This is a genomic window from Variovorax sp. TBS-050B, from assembly GCF_029893635.1.
GTDB lineage: Bacteria > Pseudomonadota > Gammaproteobacteria > Burkholderiales > Burkholderiaceae_C > Variovorax.
In genome coordinates, this window is the sequence record NZ_JARXYR010000002.1 from 4,191,471 (window position 1) to 4,210,351 (window position 18,881).

At 68.8% G+C, this 18,881-nt stretch carries 17 protein-coding genes and 1 pseudogene; 3 read left to right on the forward strand and 15 right to left on the reverse strand.

Going from position 1 to position 18,881, the window contains the following annotated elements:
* From rnhB to rpsB, 15 genes and pseudogenes are all read right to left on the reverse strand, one after another.
* A complete protein-coding gene (gene rnhB, locus M2165_RS22420; RefSeq protein WP_280816783.1) occupies positions 1-726 on the reverse strand; it encodes a ribonuclease HII in 726 nt (241 codons plus the stop codon).
* Positions 698-1,846 carry a lipid-A-disaccharide synthase gene (gene lpxB / locus M2165_RS22425; protein ID WP_280816784.1) on the reverse strand — a complete coding sequence of 383 codons (1,149 nt, stop codon included), beginning with the start codon at positions 1,844-1,846 and terminating at the stop codon, positions 698-700. Before lpxB ends, rnhB begins: the two co-directional genes overlap by 29 nt.
* 8 nt (positions 1,847-1,854) lie before the next feature.
* Positions 1,855-2,643, reverse strand: coding sequence for an acyl-ACP--UDP-N-acetylglucosamine O-acyltransferase (lpxA, locus tag M2165_RS22430; protein WP_280816785.1), 789 nt, complete (start codon positions 2,641-2,643; stop codon positions 1,855-1,857).
* Between the two features lie 13 nt (positions 2,644-2,656).
* Positions 2,657-3,106, reverse strand: a complete 450-nt coding sequence (fabZ, locus tag M2165_RS22435; protein WP_280816786.1) for a 3-hydroxyacyl-ACP dehydratase FabZ — start codon at positions 3,104-3,106, stop codon at positions 2,657-2,659.
* Between the two features lie 23 nt (positions 3,107-3,129).
* Positions 3,130-4,107: a UDP-3-O-(3-hydroxymyristoyl)glucosamine N-acyltransferase gene (gene lpxD / locus M2165_RS22440; RefSeq protein WP_280816787.1), complete on the reverse strand. Its 978-nt coding sequence runs from the start codon at positions 4,105-4,107 to the stop codon at positions 3,130-3,132.
* A gap of 13 nt (positions 4,108-4,120) precedes the next feature.
* Positions 4,121-4,666 carry an OmpH family outer membrane protein gene (locus M2165_RS22445; protein ID WP_280816788.1) on the reverse strand — a complete coding sequence of 182 codons (546 nt, stop codon included), beginning with the start codon at positions 4,664-4,666 and terminating at the stop codon, positions 4,121-4,123.
* Entirely contained in the window at positions 4,667-7,102 is a 2,436-nt protein-coding gene (gene bamA / locus M2165_RS22450; RefSeq protein WP_280816789.1) for an outer membrane protein assembly factor BamA, read from the reverse strand.
* 38 nt (positions 7,103-7,140) lie between these two features.
* Positions 7,141-8,511 carry an RIP metalloprotease RseP gene (rseP, locus tag M2165_RS22455; RefSeq protein WP_280816790.1) on the reverse strand — a complete coding sequence of 457 codons (1,371 nt, stop codon included), beginning with the start codon at positions 8,509-8,511 and terminating at the stop codon, positions 7,141-7,143.
* A gap of 27 nt (positions 8,512-8,538) precedes the next feature.
* The gene (gene ispC, locus M2165_RS22460) at positions 8,539-9,720 is read right to left on the reverse strand and encodes a 1-deoxy-D-xylulose-5-phosphate reductoisomerase (RefSeq protein ID WP_280816791.1); all 1,182 of its coding nucleotides are present in this window, start codon (positions 9,718-9,720) and stop codon (positions 8,539-8,541) included.
* A 2-nt stretch (positions 9,721-9,722) separates the two neighbouring features.
* Positions 9,723-10,568, reverse strand: a complete 846-nt coding sequence (locus M2165_RS22465; protein ID WP_280816792.1) for a phosphatidate cytidylyltransferase — start codon at positions 10,566-10,568, stop codon at positions 9,723-9,725.
* Positions 10,569-10,594: 26 nt separating this feature from the next.
* Positions 10,595-11,338 carry a polyprenyl diphosphate synthase gene (gene uppS / locus M2165_RS22470; RefSeq protein ID WP_280816793.1) on the reverse strand — a complete coding sequence of 248 codons (744 nt, stop codon included), beginning with the start codon at positions 11,336-11,338 and terminating at the stop codon, positions 10,595-10,597.
* 8 nt (positions 11,339-11,346) lie between these two features.
* Positions 11,347-11,916: a ribosome recycling factor gene (frr, locus tag M2165_RS22475; RefSeq protein ID WP_280816794.1), complete on the reverse strand. Its 570-nt coding sequence runs from the start codon at positions 11,914-11,916 to the stop codon at positions 11,347-11,349.
* 13 nt (positions 11,917-11,929) lie between these two features.
* Positions 11,930-12,653, reverse strand: a pseudogene (gene pyrH, locus M2165_RS22480) (UMP kinase).
* 101 nt (positions 12,654-12,754) lie between these two features.
* Positions 12,755-13,678, reverse strand: coding sequence for a translation elongation factor Ts (gene tsf / locus M2165_RS22485; protein ID WP_280816795.1), 924 nt, complete (start codon positions 13,676-13,678; stop codon positions 12,755-12,757).
* Positions 13,679-13,758: 80 nt separating this feature from the next.
* A complete protein-coding gene (rpsB, locus tag M2165_RS22490; RefSeq protein WP_280816796.1) occupies positions 13,759-14,511 on the reverse strand; it encodes a 30S ribosomal protein S2 in 753 nt (250 codons plus the stop codon).
* 223 nt (positions 14,512-14,734) lie between these two features.
* Here rpsB and M2165_RS22495 point away from each other — a divergent pair, with 223 nt between their 5' ends.
* The 3 genes from M2165_RS22495 to M2165_RS22505 are packed head-to-tail and all read left to right on the forward strand — an operon-like array spanning position 14,735 to position 18,871.
* Complete coding sequence (locus M2165_RS22495) at positions 14,735-16,060, forward strand: amidase (RefSeq protein ID WP_280816797.1); 1,326 nt, start codon at positions 14,735-14,737, stop codon at positions 16,058-16,060.
* A 54-nt stretch (positions 16,061-16,114) separates the two neighbouring features.
* Complete coding sequence (locus M2165_RS22500; RefSeq protein WP_280816798.1) at positions 16,115-17,374, forward strand: D-amino acid dehydrogenase; 1,260 nt, start codon at positions 16,115-16,117, stop codon at positions 17,372-17,374.
* Between the two features lie 30 nt (positions 17,375-17,404).
* Entirely contained in the window at positions 17,405-18,871 is a 1,467-nt protein-coding gene (locus M2165_RS22505) for an NAD(P)H-hydrate dehydratase (RefSeq protein ID WP_280816799.1), read from the forward strand.
* The last annotated feature ends 10 nt before the right edge of the window (positions 18,872-18,881 follow it).

Genomic DNA, 18,881 nt, shown 5'->3' on the forward strand with positions numbered 1-18,881 from the left:
TCAGGGCGCGGTGCGCAGGTCGAGGCGGACGCTTTCCGCGGCGGCGGCGATCTGCGCCGCATCCGGCAGCAGCGCGGCGTCCGCCGGCAGCACGGGGATCGTCCCCGTGCGGGCCAGCGCCGCGGCCACCGGGCTGAACGACCGGCGGTGGTGGACGCAGGCGCCATGGCGCTGCAGCGCCTCGAGGTGCTCCGGCGTGCCGTAGCCCTTGTGGCCGGCGAAGCCGTAGTGCGGGAATTCCACGTGCAGCTGCTCGCACAGGCGGTCCCGATGGACCTTGGCGAGGATCGAAGCGGCGGAGATCGCCTTGATCCGCGCATCGCCCTTGACGATGGCTTCGGCCAGCACGTCGAGCGTGGGCAGCCGGTTGCCGTCGACCAGCACCTTGGCGGGCTTGAGGCGCAGCCCCTCGACCGCGCGGCGCATCGCGAGCATCGTGGCCTGCAGGATGTTGTGCGTGTCGATCTCCTCGACGCTGGCCTGGGCGACCGAGCAGCAGAGTGCCTTCGCGAGGATCTGGTCGTGCAGCCGCTCGCGCTGCAGCGCCGTCAGCGTCTTGGAGTCGGCCAGGCCGCGGATCGGGCGCTGGTCGTCGAGGATCACGGCCGCGGCCACCACCGGGCCGGCCAGCGGCCCGCGACCGGCCTCGTCGACGCCGGCCACGAGGCCGGGCGCATCCCAGGCGAGCGGCGCCTGCTCAGCCTTCAAGAACTTTCTGGATCGCATCGGCGCAAAGTGTCGGCGTATCGCGCTGCAGTTGCACGTGCAGCGCTGAAAATCTTTGTTGCAGCGCCTCGGTCTTCTCGGGCGCGTCGAGCCAGTCGAGCGTGGCGCGGGCCAGTGCCTCGGGCGTCGCGGCCTCCTGCAGCAGCTCGGGCACCACGAACTCGTTGGAAAGGATGTTCGGCAGGCCGACCCAGGGCTGGAGTTGCTTGCGCTGCATCAGCCGCCAGGTGAGCGAATTCATGTTGTAGGCGATGACCATCGGCCGCTTGAACAGCGCGGCCTCCAGCGTGGCGGTGCCGCTCGCGATCAGCGTGGCATCGCAGGCGGCCAGCGCCGCATGCGACTGGCCGTCGAGCAGCGTCACGCGGCCGGCCGCGCCGCTGGCCTGCAGCAGCGCCTCGACCTCCACGCGCAGCCCCGGCAGGATGGGCGCCACGAACTGCAGCGCCGGCTTTGCCTTCAGCATCAGCGCAGCGGCCGCGAAGAATCGCGCGGCCAGATAGCGCACTTCGGAGCGCCGGCTGCCGGGCAGCAGCGCCACGACCTGCGCATCCGGCGCCAGGCCCAGGGCCGCGCGGGCCGCGGCGCGGTCGGGCGTCATCGGGATCACGTTGGCGAGCGGATGGCCGACGTAGCTGCCCTGCACGCCCTGCGCCTCGAGCAGCGCGGGCTCGAATGGAAAGATGCACAGCACATGGTCCGCCGCGGCACGGATCTTTTCGATGCGGTCGGCGCGCCAGGCCCAGATCGAGGGGCAGACGAAATGCACCGTCTTCATGCCGCGGCTGCGCAGGCCGGCCTCGAGGTCGAGGTTGAAATCGGGCGCGTCGACGCCGATGAAGAGCTCGGGCCATTCGCGCAGCAGCCGCGCCTTGAGCTGGCGGCGGATGCCGGCGATCTCGGCGTAATGGCGCAGCACCTCGATGTAGCCCCGGACCGCGAGCTTCTCTTGCGGCCACCAGCTCTGGAAGCCGTGCGCAAGCATCCGGGGACCGCCGATGCCCATGGTCTGCAATGCGGGCCAGCGCGCCTGCAGGCCATCGAGCAGCAGGCCGGCGAGCAGGTCGCCGGAGGCTTCGCCGGCGACCAGCGCGAAGCGACGCTGCGCGTTGGATGTCATGACCGGAATCAGCGCGCGATGCCGCGCGTCGAAGTGGCGAGAAAGCCGTCCATCAGCGCCACGTCGGCCGCGGCATCGGGCACCTGTGCGGCCAGCGCGGCGATGCCGGCGCGCGCCTCCTCGAGCGTCTTGCCCTGGCGGTACAGGAGCTTGTGCATGTCGCGGATCGCGCCGATGCGCTCGGCGGAGAACTCGCGCCGGCGCAGGCCGACGAGATTGACGCCGCGCACCGCGAGCGGGCTGCCGTCGACCACCATGTAGGGCGGCACGTCCTTGTCGACGTTGCTCTGGAAACCGACCATGGCATGGGCGCCGATGCGCATGCGCTGCAGGATGCCGGTCAGTCCGCCGATGGTGGCCCAGTCGCCGATCTCGACGTGGCCGGCGAGCGTGGCGTTGTTGGCCATCGTGACCTGGTTGCCGACCTGGCAGTCGTGCGCGATGTGCACGTAGGCCATGATCCAGTTGTCGTCGCCGATGCGCGTGACGCCCACGTCCTGCACGGTGCCGAGGTTGAAGGTGCAGAACTCGCGCACCGTGTTGCGGTCGCCGATCGTGAGCTGCGTCGGCTCGCCGGCGTACTTCTTGTCCTGCGGGATCGCGCCGAGCGAGGAGAACTGGAAGATCCGGTTGTCGCGCCCGATCGTGGTGTGGCCCTCGATCACGCAGTGCGCGCCGATGGTCGTGCCGGCACCCACCCGCACGTGCGGACCGATCACGGCGTAGGGACCGACCGCGACCGTCGGGTCGAGTTCGGCCCTGGGGTCGACGATGGCCGTCGGATGAACCTGCGTCATGCGCCGGTCGACATCAGTTGATCTGGCGCATCGCGCACATCAGCGAGGCCTCGCAGGCCAGCTCGCTGCCCACGAGCGCACGGCCCTTGAACTTGGAGATGCCGGCCTTCATGCGCTCGATCTCGACCTCGAGCGTGAGCTGGTCGCCGGGCTCCACGGGGCGCTTGAAGCGCGCGCCGTCGATGGCGGCGAAGTAGTAGACCGTGTTGTCGTCCGGCACGATGTCGAGCGAACGGAACGACAGCAGCGCCGCGGCCTGCGCCATCGCTTCCAGCATCAGCACGCCCGGCATCACCGGACGGTGCGGGAAATGGCCGTTGAAGAACGGCTCGTTCATCGTCACGTTCTTGAGCGCCGTGATGCGCTTGCCCTTCTCCATGTCCAGCACGCGGTCCACCAGCAGGAACGGATAGCGGTGGGGCAGCAGCTTGAGGATCTGATGGATATCGAGCGTCGTCGTCATGATTGTCTGTTCCTGCATCGTCTTCACTTTTTCTCGGGAGCCTTCTCCAGCGCCTTGAGTCGTTCGCGCAGGCCGTGCAACTGCTTCAGCGTTGCAGCATTCTTTTCCCAGCTCGCATTGTCGTCGATGGGGAACATGCCGGTGTACTGGCCGGCCTTGTGGATCGAGCGGGTGACCACCGTCGCGGCCGACACGTGAACGCCGTCCGCCACCGTGAGATGGCCCAGCACGATCGCGCCGCCGCCGAAGGTGCAGTGCGCGCCGATGGTCGCGCTGCCCGCCACGCCGACGCAGCCCGCCATGGCCGTGTGCTTGCCCACGCGCACGTTGTGGCCGATCTGGATCAGGTTGTCGAGCTTGACGCCGTCCTCGATCACCGTGTCGTCGAGCGCGCCGCGGTCGATGCAGGTGTTGGCACCGATCTCGACGTCATCGCCGATGCGCACCGCGCCGAGCTGCTCGATCTTGACCCAGGCACCCGCATGCGGCGCAAGGCCGAAGCCGTCGGCGCCGATCACCACGCCGGGATGCAGCAGGCAGCGTTCGCCGATCACGCAGTCCTCGCTGACCGTGACGCGCGACTTGAGCACCGTGCCCGCGCCGATGCGTGCGCCCCGCTCCACCACGCACAAGGCGCCGATGCGTGCCGTCGGATCGACGGTTGCTTCGGGATGGACCACGGCCGAGGGATGGATGCGATCGGCCTCGGGCCGCGCATGGTGCGCCTTCCACAGCTGCGTGAGGCGGGCGAAATAGAGGTAGGGGTCGGGCGTGAGGATGAAGGCGCCGCGTGCGGCCGCGGCCTCGCGCATGGCGGGGCCGACGATCACGCAGCCGGCCCGGGAGGCCGCGAGTTCCTGCTGGTACTTGGGATGGCTCAGGAAGCTGAGCGCATCGGGCTCGGCGTTCTGCAGCGGCGCGAGCCGCTCGATCGACAGCGCCGGGTCGCCGTGGAGTTCACCCCCCAGGGCGCTGACGATGGCTCCGAGCTGCAACGACACGCCGTCTGCGGCGTTACTTGCCGCCCGCTGGCGCGGAGGAAGTGGTCGTGGCGTTGAGCGCCTTGATCACCTTGTCCGTGATGTCGTGCTTCGGGTTGATGTAGATCGCTTCCTGCAGGATCGCGTCGTACTTCTCGGCCTCGGCCACCTGCTTCACGACGCGGTTGGCGCGTTCGTAGACCTGCTGGAGCTCTTCGTTCTTGCGCGCGTTGAGGTCTTCCTGGAACTCGCGGCGACGGCGCTGGAAGTCGCGGTCCTGCTCGACCAGCGCACGCTGGCGCGCGGTGCGCTGGCTTTCGGAGAGCGTGGGCGCCTCGCGCTCGAACCGCTCGGAGGCGGTCTTGAGCGCTTCGCCCTGCGTCGTGAGGTCTTTCTCGCGCTTGAGGAACTCGGCCTCCAGCTTCGCCTGCGCATTCTTCGCGGGCTGGGCCTCGCGCAGCACGCGGTCCGGATTCACGAAACCGATGCGGAAGGTCTCCTGCGCGTGGGCAGGCGCGGCAGCCAGCGCGAAGACGGGAATCAACAACGCGCCAGCGGCGGCGCGGATCAAATGCTTCATTTAGAAAGACGTTCCGATCTGGAATTGCAAGCGCTGGATTCTATCCTTCGGGATCAGGACGAAGCCGGTGGCCGGATCCAGCACTTCCTTTTGGGACTTGACGGGGAAGGCATAGGCCAGACGCAGCGGGCCGAGCGGCGAGATCCAGCTGATGCCCAGGCCCACGGAAGCGCGCAGCTTCTTCTGCGCCTTCCACTGCTCGTCGGTCAGGCCGTCGGCGCGCGAACCGAACACATTGCCGACGTCGAAGAAGCCGTAGAGGCGCAGCGTGCGGTCGTTGCCGGCGCCGGGGAACGGCGTGCTGAGTTCGGCGTTGAAGACCGCCTTCTTGGTACCGCCGAGCGCCGCGCCTTCGGTCTGGCCGGGCAGCGGCACGTCGCGCGGACCGAGCGAGTTCTGCTCGAAGCCGCGCACCGAACCCAGGCCGCCGGCATAGAAGTTCTTGAAGATCGGGTAGACCTTGCCGCCCAGCGGCTTGGCATAGCCGACGTCGGCATTGATCGCGAAGGTGTACTGCTTGTTGATCGCGAAGAACTGCTGGTACTGGTAGTTCGTCTTGACGTACTTCATGTCGCCCGCGACGCCGAGTTCCAGATTGGCGCGCTGCAGGCGGCCGGTGGTCGGGACCAGCGCGCTGTCGCGGCTGTCGCGGCCCCAGCCGATGGTCAGCGGCACGCCCCAGACGCTCTTCTGGTCGCAGCCGGTCACGAACCAGCCGCTCGCGTCCTTCGAGCACTGGAAGTAGCGCAGGTACGAAGCCGGCGTGAACAGGCCCGAGAACGAGGTCGTGCTGTTCGGATCGAAAGCGTAGCGCTCGAGGCCGACGCCGAAGAAGACCGTGTCGACCTCGCTGAACGGCACGCCGAAGCGGATCGATCCACCCTGGTTCACGAGCTTGTAGTCGCCATCGACGTTCGTCGAGTACGGGCGCGTGGTGGTGTGATAGAGGCTCACGGTCCGCGAGATGCCGTCCTTCGTGAAGTACGGATCGGTCGTGGTCAGCGACACCGTGCGGTTGTACTTGCTGGTGTTGACCTGCACGCCGAGGAAGTTGCCCGAGCCGAACACGTTCTCCTGCGAGATGCCGAAGGTGAGAGCCACCTTCTCCGCGCTCGAATAGCCGGCGCCGAGCTGCAGGCTGCCGGTGGGCTTCTCGGCCACGTTGATCGTGAGGTCGACCTGGTCGGGCGAGCCGGGGATCTCCTGCGTCTCGACGTTGACTTCGGTGAAGAAGCCGAGGCGGTCCACGCGGTCGCGCGAGAGCTTGATCTTGTCGCCGTCGTACCACGAGGCTTCGAACTGGCGGAACTCGCGCCGGATGACTTCGTCGCGCGTCTTGGTGTTGCCGCCGACGATGACGCGGCGCACGTAGACGCGGCGCGAGGGCTCGGCCTGCAGCGTCAGCGTCACGCGGTTGTTGACGCGATCGATCTCGGGACGCGCCTGCACGCGCGCGAAGGCGTAGCCGAAGGTGCCGAAGTAGTCGGTGAAGGCCTTGGTGGTTTCCGTGACCTGTTCGCCGTTGTAGGGCTCGCCCGGCTTGATGGTCACGAGCGACTTGAACTCGTCGTCGCGGCCGAGGTAGTTGCCGTCGAGCTTGACGCCCGCCACGACGAACTTCTCGCCTTCGGTGATGTTGACCGTGACCGTCAGGTCCTGGCGGTCGGGCGAGATCGCGACCTGCGTCGAGTCGATGCGGAACTCGAGGTAGCCGCGCGTGATGTAGTAGGAGCGCAGCGTCTCGAGGTCGGCATTGAGCTTGGTGCGCGAGTACTGGTTCGACTTCGTGTACCAGCTCATGAAGCCGCCGCTGTCCTGGTCAAACAGGCTCAGAAGCGTCGATTCGCTGAAGGCCTTGTTGCCGACCACGCGCACTTCGCGGATGCGGGCGGAGTCGCCTTCGGTCACGGTGAAGGTCAGGTTGACGCGGTTGCGCTCGATCGGGGTGACCGTGGTCACCACCTGCGCGTTGTAGAGGCTGCGGCTCACGTACTGGCGCTTGAGCTCCTGCTCGGCGCGGTCGGCGAGCGCCTTGTCGTACGGGCGGCCGTCGGCCAGGCCCACTTCGCGCAGCGCCTTCTGGAGCGCGGCCTTGTCGAATTCCTTCGTGCCGACGAAGTCGACGTCGGCGATGGTGGGCCGCTCCTCGACGATCACCACCAGCACGTTGCCGTTGACGTCGATGCGCACGTCCTTGAACAACCCCAGATCGAACAGCGCGCGGATCGCGGCCGAGCCGCGTTCGTCGCTGTAGGTGTCGCCCACGCGCAGCGGCAGCGATGCGAAGATCGTGCCGGGTTCGACGCGCTGCAAGCCTTCGACGCGAATGTCGCGCACCGTGAAAGGCTCGACGGCCCAGGCTGCCGTGGCCGCCAACGCGCTGGCCACCACCGCGGCTACGCTACGCAGGCGAAAGCGACTGAAGTTTGTGTTCATCTGTGAATTGGGCCGGCGCGGAAAGGGCCGGCAGAAAGTTAACCAAAGAGCCGCGTGACGTCGTTGAAGAGTGCAACCGACATCATGACCAGCAGCAGAGCGACACCGCCGCGCTGAAGCCGTTCCATCCAGGCGTCGGAGACGCCCTTGCCGGTCAGGCCCTCCCAAAGATAATACATCAGGTGTCCTCCATCGAGGACCGGCAGCGGCATGAGATTCAACACGCCCAGGCTCACGCTGATCAGGGCCAGGAACACGAGGTACTGCGTGAATCCGAGGCTGGCGGACTTGCCTGCGTAGTCGGCGATCGTGAGCGGGCCGCTCAGGTTCTTGAGCGATGCTTCGCCGATCACCATCTTGCCCATCATCCGTACCGTGAGGGCCGACACCTCCCAGGTGCGCACGATGCCGCGCCAGAAGCCCTCGATCGGCCCCTGCCGAACCGTGACCATCTCGGGCGGCGCGCCCACGTAGGCGCCGATCCGTCCGACCTTGGCGCCGTTGTCGTCGCGCACCTCGGGCGTGACCACGAGCTCGACCGGTTGGCCGCCGCGCAGCACCTGCCAGGTCTGCGCACGCGGCTGGTCGCCGTCGACCGAAGTGCGGATCGCCTCGCGCAGCTGCTGGCCGTCGACGATGGCCGTGTTCCCGACGGCGCGCACCACGTCGCCACTGCGCAGGCCGGCGCGCTCGGCGGCGCTCTCGGCCATGACCTGTCCGATCTCGGGCCGCGTCAGCGGCGCGAGCAGACCGATCTTGCGGAACATCTGCGGATCGGCGTCCTTCGCATGCATGCGGCTCAGGGGCAGCACGAGCTCGCGCGCCGGCCGGCCGCCCTCGCCCGCGATCTCGAGCGTCAGGTCGCGGCTGTCGAGCGCGCCGCGCGTCATGCGCCAGCGCAGGTCCTCGAACGAGTCCACCGGCTCCAGTTGCCCCTCGAAGCCCGCGCGCAGCACATGCTCGCCGCCGCGCAGCCCGGCCGCCTCGGCGAGCGAAGCAGCCACCGGACGGGCGAGCCTGGCGACCGGCTCCTCGACACCAATCCAGTTGACGGCGGTGTAGAGCGCCACCGCGAGCAGCAGATTGGCGATCGGCCCGGCCGCGACGATCGCCGCACGCGAACGCAGCGGCTGCGTGTTGAAGGCGCGATGCCGCTCTTCGGGCGCCACCGGCCCTTCGCGCTCGTCGAGCATCTTGACGTAGCCGCCGAACGGGAACGCGCCGATCACGAACTCGGTCGCCTGTCCCGGGTGCTGGCGCCGGGGCTGCCAGCGGTACAGGGTCTTGCCGAAGCCGACGGAGAAGCGCAGCACCTTCACGCCGCAGGCGACGGCGACGCGGTAGTGGCCGTATTCGTGGACGGCGATCAGCACGCCGAGTGCGACCACGAAAGCAATGACAGTGAGCATCGGGATTCTCGGTTGGCAGGGGACGCGTCAGGCGGCGAAGCGCAGCGCCGCGGCATTGGCCGCCGCCCGGGCGCTGGCATCGAGCGCCAGCAGGTCGGCCAGCGATGCGGGCTTGGAGGGAGCCACGGCCTCCAAAGTTTCCATGTTGACCGCATGAATGCGGTCGAAGCGCAGCCGCCGGTCGAGAAAGGCCTCGACGGCGACCTCGTTGGCGGCATTCAGCACCGCGGTGGTTCCCGGGGCGGCGCGCAGCGCGTGCCACGCCAGGCCCAGGCCGGGGAACAGCGCCGCATCGGGGGCGTCGAAGCTCAGCGCCGCCATCTGGCGGAAGTCGAGCCGCCCCGCCCCGCTCTCGATGCGCTCGGGCCAGGCCAGGCCGACGGCGATCGGCACGCGCATGTCGGGGGTGCCGAGCTGGGCGATGACCGAGGCGTCGGTGAACTGCACCATCGAATGCACCACGCTCTGCGGATGGATCACCACCTCGATCTGCTCCGGCAGCACGCCGAACAGATGGCGCGCCTCGATGACCTCGAGCGCCTTGTTCATCATGGTGGCCGAGTCGACCGAGATCTTGCGGCCCATGACCCAGTTCGGATGGGCGCAGGCCTGCTCGGGCGTGACCGACGCCAGCGTCTCCGGCGCGCGGGTGCGGAAGGGCCCGCCCGACGCCGTCAGGATGATCTTGTCGATGCGCCGGGCCCAGGTCGAGGGGTCTTCCGGCAGCGACTGGAAGATCGCCGAATGCTCGCTGTCGATCGGCAGCAGCGTGGCGCCGCCTTCGTGCACGGTGCGCATGAAGAGCTCGCCGCCGACGACCAGCGCTTCCTTGTTGGCCAGCAGCAGTCGCTTGCCGGCACGCGCGGCCGCGAGGCAGGGCCCGAGGCCCGCGGCACCGACGATCGCGGCCATGACGGCATCGACCTCGTCGTGCGCGGCGATCTCCTCGATGGCCGCCGCGCCGCTCAGCACCCGCGTCGGCAGGCGGTTCTGGTCGATCTTCTCAGCCAGCAGCGCCGCATGCGGCGCGCTCGCCATGACGGCGAAGCGCGGCAGGAAGCGGGCGCACTGCGCCAGCATCTCGTCGACCTTGGTGGCCGCGGAAAGCGCGAAGACCTCGAAACGCTCGGGGTGGCGCGAAATGACGTCGAGCGTGCTGACGCCGACCGAGCCGGTCGAGCCCAGCACCGTGACGCGTTGTTTGGACATGTTCACAAGGAAGCCAGCATCATGGCAATGGGCAGCACCGGCAAGAGGGCATCCACGCGGTCGAGCACGCCGCCGTGACCCGGCAGCAGGTTGCTGCTGTCCTTGGCGCCGGCGCTGCGCTTGATGAGCGATTCGACCAGGTCGCCGACGACGCTCATCGCCGAAAGAAACACCACGCCGAGCAGAAGCAGCCACCAGCCGCGGTCGTAGAGCCGCGTGTGGAGGCTGGCAACGGCCGCGCCGGCAGCCCTGTCGGCCCACACCCAGGCGAAGGCCAGCACCACCACGCCGGCCATGCCGCCCCAGACGCCTTCCCAGCTCTTGCCCGGGCTGATGGCGGGGGCGAGCTTGCCGCGCGTGAACTTGAGGCCCAGCGCCCGGCCGGCGAAATAGGCGAAAACATCCGCCACCCAGACCAGCACCAGGATCGACAGCAGGAAGTTGATGCCGACCATGCGCGCCTGCACGGCCGCGAGCCAGGCCACCCAGAGCGCCAGCAGGCCGCCGACGAGGCGCACGCCGCGCGGAATGCGCGGCCAACCGGGCACCGCCACGCGCAGCAGCGCGGCCCCGCCCAGCACCCAGCATGCGCTCGCCACGAGCCAGATCGGCAGCAGCGAGCGGTCGAGCAGCCCGAGCCACCACGACAGCGCGCAAAGCGCGATGGTCTCGGCGCCCAGAAAGACGGACAGCCGCTGCCCGTAGCCGTTGAGCCGTCCCCATTCCCATGCGGCGGCGCCGATCAGCACCAGCATCACGCATGCGAAGGGAACGTAGGAGGGGTAGAAGAGCGCCGGCAGCAGGATGGCCAGCAGCACGACCGCCGTGATGATGCGTTGTTTGAGCATGCGGCTTGGGGTTGTGCCGGCAGCCCTCAGGCCATCTGGCGGTCTTGGGAGGGTTGGTTGCCGGCGGTGACCTGCGCGGAGGTCTTGCCGAAGCGGCGCTCGCGCGCCTGGTAGGCGGCGATGCCGGCATCGAGCGCGGCCTCGTCGAACTCGGGCCAGAGCTTGTCGCTGAAGAACAGCTCCGCATAGGCGCTCTGCCACAGCAGGAAGTTCGACAGGCGCTGCTCGCCGCCCGTGCGGATCAGCAGGTCGGGATCGGGCACATGCGCCAGGGCCATGGCGCGGTCGAGATTGGCTTCGGTGAGCGCCTCGCCCTCTGCCGCAAGCCGGGCGGCGGCCCGCGCGATGTCCCACCGGCCGCCGTAGTTGAAGCAGACGTTGAGGATCAGCTTGGTGTTCTGCGCGGTGGCGGTCTCGGCGTCGACGAGGCCCTGCACCATCTTCTTGGAGAGTCCCGCGCGCTCGCCGACGAAATGCAGGCGCACGCCGTCGCGGCTGAGCTTGGGCACCTCGCGCGCGAGGGCGCCGACCATCAGCTCCATCAGTCCCGACACCTCTTCGGCGGGCCGGTTCCAGTTCTCCGACGAGAACGCGAACACGGTGAGGATGCCGACGCCGCGGTCCACGCAGGCGGTCACGCATCGGCGCAGCGACTCGACGCCCTGCTTGTGGCCTGCCACGCGGGGCAGGAACCGCCGCGTGGCCCAGCGTCCGTTGCCATCCATGACGATGGCAATGTGGCGGGGAATCTGCGGCGAAGGGGAAGCCATGCGCAGCCTCAAACGGCCATGATCTCCGCTTCCTTGGCCGCGACCAGGCGGTCGATCTCCGCGATGTGGCGGTCGGTGACCTTCTGGATCTCGGCTTCGGCGCGCTTCTGATCGTCTTCGGAAGCGAGCTTCTCCTTGACCAGCTTCTTGACCGATTCGTTCGCGTCGCGGCGCAGGTTGCGCGTGGCGATCTTGGCGTTCTCGCCTTCGTTGCGCACCAGCTTGGTCATCTCGCGGCGGCGCTCCTCGCTCATGGCGGGCAGCGGCACGCGGATCAGGTCGCCCATCGACGCGGGGTTCAGGCCCAGGTCGCTTTCGCGGATGGCCTTCTCGATCTTGGCGCCCATGCCCTTTTCCCAAGGCTGAACGCTGATCGTGCGCGAATCGAGCACCGACACGTTGGCCACCTGGCTCAGCGGCACCTGCGAGCCGTAGTACTCGACGTGGATCGAGTCGAGCAGCGCAGGATTCGCGCGGCCGGTGCGGATCTTCGTGAGGTTGTTCTGGAACGCTGCGAGCGACTGGTTCATCTTGCTGTCGGTCGCATTGCGGATGTCGGCAATGGTCGGGGTGGTCATCTCAATTTACTCCTCAGGCATGCACCAGCGTGCCCTCGTCCTCGCCCATGACGACGCGCTTGAGCGCGCCGTTCTTGAAGATCGAGAACACTTTGATCGGCAGTTTCTGGTCGCGGCACAGCGCGAAGGCGGTGGCGTCCATGATGCCGAGATTCTGCGCGATGGCTTGGTCGAAGGTGAGCGTCGAATAGCGCGTGGCATCCGGATGGGTCTTCGGATCGGCGGTATAGACGCCATCGACCTTGGTCGCCTTGAGCACCAGCTCGGCGCCGATCTCGGCGCCCCGCAGCGCGGCGGCGGTGTCGGTGGTGAAGAACGGATTGCCCGTGCCCGCCGCGAAGACCACAACCTTGCCCTCTTCGAGGTACTGCAGGGCCTTGGGCCGCACGTAGGGCTCGACGACCTGTTCGATCGCGATGGCGGACATCACGCGCGCCACCAGCCCCTGCTTGTTCATGGCATCGGCCAGCGCCAGCGAGTTCATCACCGTGGCCAGCATGCCCATGTAGTCGGCCGTGGCGCGGTCCATGCCGACGGAGCCTCCCGCGACGCCGCGGAAGATGTTGCCGCCGCCGATCACGACCGCGACCTCCACGCCCATGTTCACGACCTCGGCCCACCTCCTCGACCATGCGCACGATGGTGGCACGATTAATACCAAAGGCGTCATCCCCCATCAACGCCTCGCCCGACAGCTTCAACAAGATTCGCTTGTGGGCTGGGCGGGCATCGGACATGGGCATTTTCCTTGGTTGAGTTGGCGGGGGCGAGTGTAGAACGAGGCGGTGAAAAAGCGACGGCGCACAGGGGCGTGCCGTCGCTTCGGTGCGTAACAGTTTTACGCGTTGGCTTTGGCGGCAGCAACCTGCGCGGCCACTTCGGCGGCGAAGTCGTCGACCTTCTTCTCGATGCCTTCGCCGACCACGTAGAGCGTGAAGCTCTTGATCGCGGTGTTGGCGGCCTTGAGCATCTGCTCGACGGTCTGCTTGTCGTTCTTCACGAAAGCCTGGTTGTGCAGCGAGACTTCCTTGAGGTACTTCTGCACGCCGCCTTCGATGCGCTTGGCAACGATGTCGGCCGGCTGCGGCTTCTTGCCCTCGGCTTCGGCCGCCTTGCGGTCTTCCTCGGCCTTGCCTGCCGCCACGGCACGTTCTTTCTCGATCAGGTCGGCAGGCACGTCGGCGGCCGAGATCGCGACCGGCTTCATGGCGGCGATGTGCATCGCCACGTCCTTGGCCGAGGTGTCGTCGCCTTCGAACTCCACCATCACGCCGATGCGCGTGCCGTGCAGGTACGAAGCCAGCTTGCCGTTGCCCGAGAAGTGCTTGAAGCGGCGGAAGCTCATGTTCTCGCCGATCTTGCCGATCAGGCCCTTGCGCACGTCCTCGAGCGTGGGGCCGAAGCCGTCCTGCTCGTAGGGCAGCGCGCCCAGCGCCGCGAGGTCGGCCGGGTTGTTCTTCGCGACCAGCATCGCGGCGGCGTTGGCCATGGCCAGGAAGCTGTCGTTCTTGGTGACGAAGTCGGTCTCGCAGTTGATCTCGATCATGCCGCCTTTGTCGCCTTCGACGAACGCGGTGACCACGCCCTCGGCCGTGATGCGGCCCGAGGCCTTGCCGGCCTTGTTGCCGAGCTTGATGCGCAGCAGCTCTTCAGCCTTTTCCATGTTGCCGTCGGCCTCCGTCAGGGCCTTCTTGCATTCCATCATGGGCGCATCGGTCTTTGCGCGCAGTTCGCCGACCATGCTTGCGGTGATTGCAGCCATTGTTCTCTCTCCGTGTCCAAAAAATCAGATTAAAAAAAAGGGGCACCAAAGCCCCTTCTTCAGGCGCGTGAAGGCCTCGATCAGGCCGAGGCGCCCTCTTCGACTTCAACGAATTCGTCGCTGCCTTCGGCGATGGCCTTGACCACGTCGCCGGTGGCGCTGTTGCGGCCTTCGATGATCGCGTCGGCGATGCCGCGGGCATAGAGCGTGACGGCCTTCGACGAGTCGTCGTTGCCCGGGATCACGTAGTCGATGCCTTCGGGCGAGTGGTTCGAGTCCACCACGCCGATCAGCGGAATGCCGAGCTTCTTGGCTTCGGCCACGGCGATCTTGTGGAAGCCCACGTCGATCACGAAGATGGCGTCGGGCAGCGCGGTCATGTCCTGGATGCCGCCGATGTCCTTCTCGAGCTTCTCGATTTCACGCGTGAACGTGAGCTGTTCCTTCTTGCTCAGGCTGTCGAGGCCGGCTTCCTGCTGGGCCTTCATGTCCTTCAGGCGCTTGATCGAGGTCTTGACCGTCTTGAAGTTGGTCAGCATGCCGCCGAGCCAGCGGGTGTCGACGTAGGGCACGCCGGCGCGACGCGCCTCGGCAGCCACGATCTCGCGCGCCTGGCGCTTGGTGCCGACCATCAGGATGGTGCCGCGGTTGGCGGTGAGCTGCTTGGCGTACTTCATCGCCTCCTGGAACATCGGGAGCGACTTTTCCAGGTTGATGATGTGGATCTTGTTGCGATGGCCGAAGATGAACGGGGCCATCTTGGGGTTCCAGAAGCGGGTCTGGTGTCCGAAGTGGACACCGGCTTCCAGCATTTCGCGCATGGTGGTCGACATTGAAAATTACTCCAAAGGTTGGGTCTAAAATCCAGCCCGTTTTGCTGCTCCTGGCTTCTGCGGAACAGCAACACCTTGAATGGGCCGGTTTGCGGATGTGTCTGGCTGGATGGGGCGACAAGACTGTCAAAGCCTGCCACCCGTCAGCGAAACCCAACGAGTATAGCACGGCCCACCCGTCCCTCCCCCGGAACCGAGCCGTCCGCAGCCCTTCAAGCCACCCATGAACGACCTTCACGCCACCCGTCTGGACCTCCTGGCCGGTGGCACCGACGCACGCACCGAACTGGAGCGCGCCATCGGCCTCTCCGAATCGGCGGCCTGCCGCCACGCATTCACCCGCACGATGTTCCACGAGGCGCGTCAGGAGGTCGCCGCGGCGGCGCCCGCAAGCCGGCTCGCCGGCCTCGCCTTCACCGCCAAGGACCTGTTCGACATCGCAGGGCAGCCGACGCCGGCCGGCTCGGTGGTGCTGTCGCACGCGCCGGCCGCCCGGGCCGACGCCGTCGCCGTGGCGCGGCTGCGCGCCGCCGGCGGGGTGCTCACGGGCCGCACCAACATGACGGAGTTCGCGTTCTCCGGCGTCGGCGTCAATCCCCACCACGGCACGCCGGCCAACGTGGCCGACGCCGCCACGCCGCGCATTCCGGGCGGCTCGTCCTCCGGCGCCGCGATCTCGGTGGCCACGGGTGCTGCGTTCATCGGCCTGGGCTCCGACACCGGCGGCTCGATCCGCATTCCGGCCGCGCTGAACGGCATCGTCGGCTTCAAGAGCACCGCCCGCCTCGTTCCGGCCGACGGCGCGCTGCCGCTGTCGACCACGCTCGACACCGTCTGCGCCATGACGCGCTCGGTGCGCGACGCCATCCTCGCCCACGAGATCCTCGCCGCCCGGCGCGTGACGGCCGGCGCGGCGGCGCTGGGCGCCTACCGGCTCGCGGTGGTGAAGAACCTGTTCTTCGACGGCATCGAGCCCGCGGTGGCCCGCGCCTTCGACGATGCGCTCGCGGCGCTGCGACAAGGCGGCGCCCGCATCGAGGAGATCGTGCTGCCCGAGCTTGCCGAGCTGCCGGCGATCAACGCCACGGGCGGCTTCTCGGCCGCCGAGGCGTATGCATGGCACCGCCTGCTGCTCGAACGCAGCGGCGCGGGCTACGACCCGCGCGTGGCCCAGCGCATCCTCAAGGGTGCCGCGATGAAGGCGCATGAATACATCGACCTCGTGAACGCGCGCCGCGACTGGATCTCTCGCATCGAAACGGCGCTGGCGCCGTTCGACGCCGTGCTGTCGCCCACGGTGCCGATCACCGCGCCCGCCATCGCTGACGTGGCGCCCGGCGCCGAGCGCGACGACGCGTTCTTCCGCATCAACGCGCTGCTGCTGCGCAATCCCTCGGTCGTCAACATGCTCGACGGCTGCGCGATCTCACTGCCATGCCACGCGGCCGGCGAGCTTCCGGCCGGGCTGATGATCTGGCACGGGGCCCTGCATGACGATCCGGTGCTCGCGATTGCCCTTCAGGCGGAAAAAGTGCTGCAGGCACGGTAGGCTCGCGCAGTCGCGCCGACAGGTGCGGGCCCTCTCTTCTTACTTCTTCCATCAATGAAAATCGCGATCGTGGGCGCCGGGATCATCGGCGTCACCACCGCCTGGGAATTGGCCTCGGACGGCCATGAAGTGTCCGTTTTCGAGCGCCGCGGCGCCGCCGCCGAAGAAGCCAGCTTCGCCAATGCCGGCGTGGTGGCGCCGGGCTACGTCACGCCCTGGGCCGCGCCGGGCATGCGCGTCAAGGTGCTGCGCTCGCTGCTCTCTTCGCACGGGGCCATCAAGCTGCGCTGGCCGCTGGGCGCACGCGACCTCGGCTGGATCTCGCGCTGGCAGAAGGCGTGCAAGCTGGAGACGTATCTCGCCAATCGCGCGCGCATGCAGCGCCTCGCGTTCTACAGCCGGACCCGGCTGCACGAGGTGACCGAAGCGCGCGAACTGAGCTACGAACGCAGCGACGGCTACCTGGTGCTCCTGCGCTCCAAGCGCGAGAAGAAACTGGTGCAGCCCGGGCTCGAGGTGCTGCGCGCGGCCGGCAGCGTCTTTCGCGAGGTCGATGCCGACGAGGCACGCCGCATCGAGCCGGCGCTCAGCACCGACACGGCGCTCGCGGGCGCGATCCATCTGCCCGAGGACGAGGTGGCGAACTGCCGCCAGTTCGCGCTGCTCCTCAAGTGGGAGGCCGAGGCCCTCGGCGCCCAGTTCCATTTCAACTGCGACATCGCGCCGCTGAGCCGCGCGACGCCCACGTCGCTGTCGCTCGCGAGCGGCTCGCCGCCGCTGAACTTCGACGCCGTCGTGGTCTGCGCCGGGCTCGCCTCGGCCTCGCTGCTGCGGCCGCTGGGGCTGCGGATTCCGCTGGCGCCGGTGTACGGGCATTCCATCAGCGCGCCGATCCGCGAATCGCTCAACGCGCCGCGCAGTGCGGTGATGGACGAGCGCTACAAGGTCGCGATCTCGCGGCTCGGCCAGCGCGTGCGGGTGGCGGGCAGCGCCGAGATCGGCGGTTCGCTCGGCCGCATGAATCCGGCCGCGGTGCAGACGCTCTACAAGGTGCTGCACGACTGGTTTCCGGGCGCGGTCACGCTGCAGTCGGGCGTGCAGCAATGGAAAGGCGCGCGGCCGATGCTGCCCGACGGCCCGCCGGTGCTCGGCGCGAGCGGCGTACCCGGCGTCTGGCTCAACCTCGGGCACGGCTCGAGCGGCTGGGCGCTTTCGTGCGGCAGCGCCCGCGTGGTGGCCGACCTGATCGGGGGGCGCGACGCCGGCGTCGATCTCGAAGGACTCGGCGTCGAACGGCTCCATCTGCACGCCTAGCAGAAGGCCCGCGGGGCGCAGAATCGGCCCATGCAACGCATCACGCCCGACACCGTCGCCGACCTGTTCGACGTCGCCACCACGCGCCGCATCGAGCAGGCCGCGGCGCAAGCACTGCCCGCCCACACCCTGATGGAGCGCGCCGGGCTGGCCGCCGCGCGGCTGGCGATGGCGATCGCGCCGCATGCGCGCACGGTCTGGGTGGCCTGCGGGCCCGGCAACAACGGCGGCGACGGCTTCGAGGCCGCGGCCCGGCTGCGCCTTCGCGGCTTCGCGCCGGTCGTCACCTTCGTCGGCGACGAAGGCCGGCTGCCGCCCGACGCCAGGGCTTCGCTGCAGCGCGCACGCGACGCCGGCGTCGAGTTCGCGCCCCATCCGCCGGCCGCGCACGACCTCGCCATCGACGCGCTGCTCGGCATCGGCGCCACCCGGCCGCCGGAGGGCGCGATGGCCGAGTGGCTGGCGCGCATGCACGCGGCGCCGGCGCCCACCTTGAGCATCGACGTGCCCTCCGGCCTCGATGCCGAAACCGGCGTGCTGCGGCACCGCGCCGGCGGGCCTGCGGACGGCAGCCCTTCGCCCCGCCACTGCCTGAGCCTGCTGACGCTGAAGCCTGGCCTCTTCACGGCACAGGGCCGCGATGCCTGCGGCAGCATCTGGTTCGACGACCTCGGCTGCGGCGGCGCGGCCGGCGCGCCCGCGGCGCGTCTCGCTGGCGCACCGGCTGTCCGGCCGCGCCCGCACGCCTCGCACAAGGGCAGCTACGGCGACGTGGCGGTGATCGGCGGCGCGCCCGGCATGGCGGGCGCCGCGCTGCTGGCGGCCACGGCTGCGCTGCACGCGGGCGCGGGCCGGGTCTACGCGGGGCTGCTCGACCCCGCGGCGGCCCCGCTCGCCGCGCTCCAGCCCGAGCTGATGCTGCGCGACGCCGCCTCGCTCGACCTCTCCCGCACGGTCGCGGTCTGCGGCTGCGGCGGGGGCACCGCCGTGCGCGCCGTGCTGCCGCGCGTGCTGGCGACGGCGGCGGCACTGGTGCTCGATGCCGACGCGCTGAACGCGATCGCGACCGACGGCCATCTGCAGGCGCAGCTCCAGGCACGGGCCTCCCGCGGACGTCCCACGGTGATGACGCCGCACCCGCTCGAGGCCGCGCGGCTGCTGGCCTGCACCGCGCAGGAGGTTCAGGCGGACCGCCTTCGCGCGGCACGCGAACTCGCCGCGCGCTTCGGCGCGGTGGTGGTTCTCAAGGGATCGGGAACGGTGATCGCCGAAGCCGGCGCGCCGCCTGTCGTCAACCTGACCGGCAATGCGCGCCTCGCGACCGCCGGCACCGGGGACGTTCTGGCGGGGATGATCGGAGCGGGGCTGGCCTCAGGGCGATCAGCCTTCGATGCCGCCCGTGAAGCGGTGTGGCGCCACGGCCATGCGGCCGACGTCTGGCCGGCCGGCGCACCCGCGCTGACGGCGGGCGCGCTCGGCAGGCGCGGCGCTTCCTGAACGCAGGCGG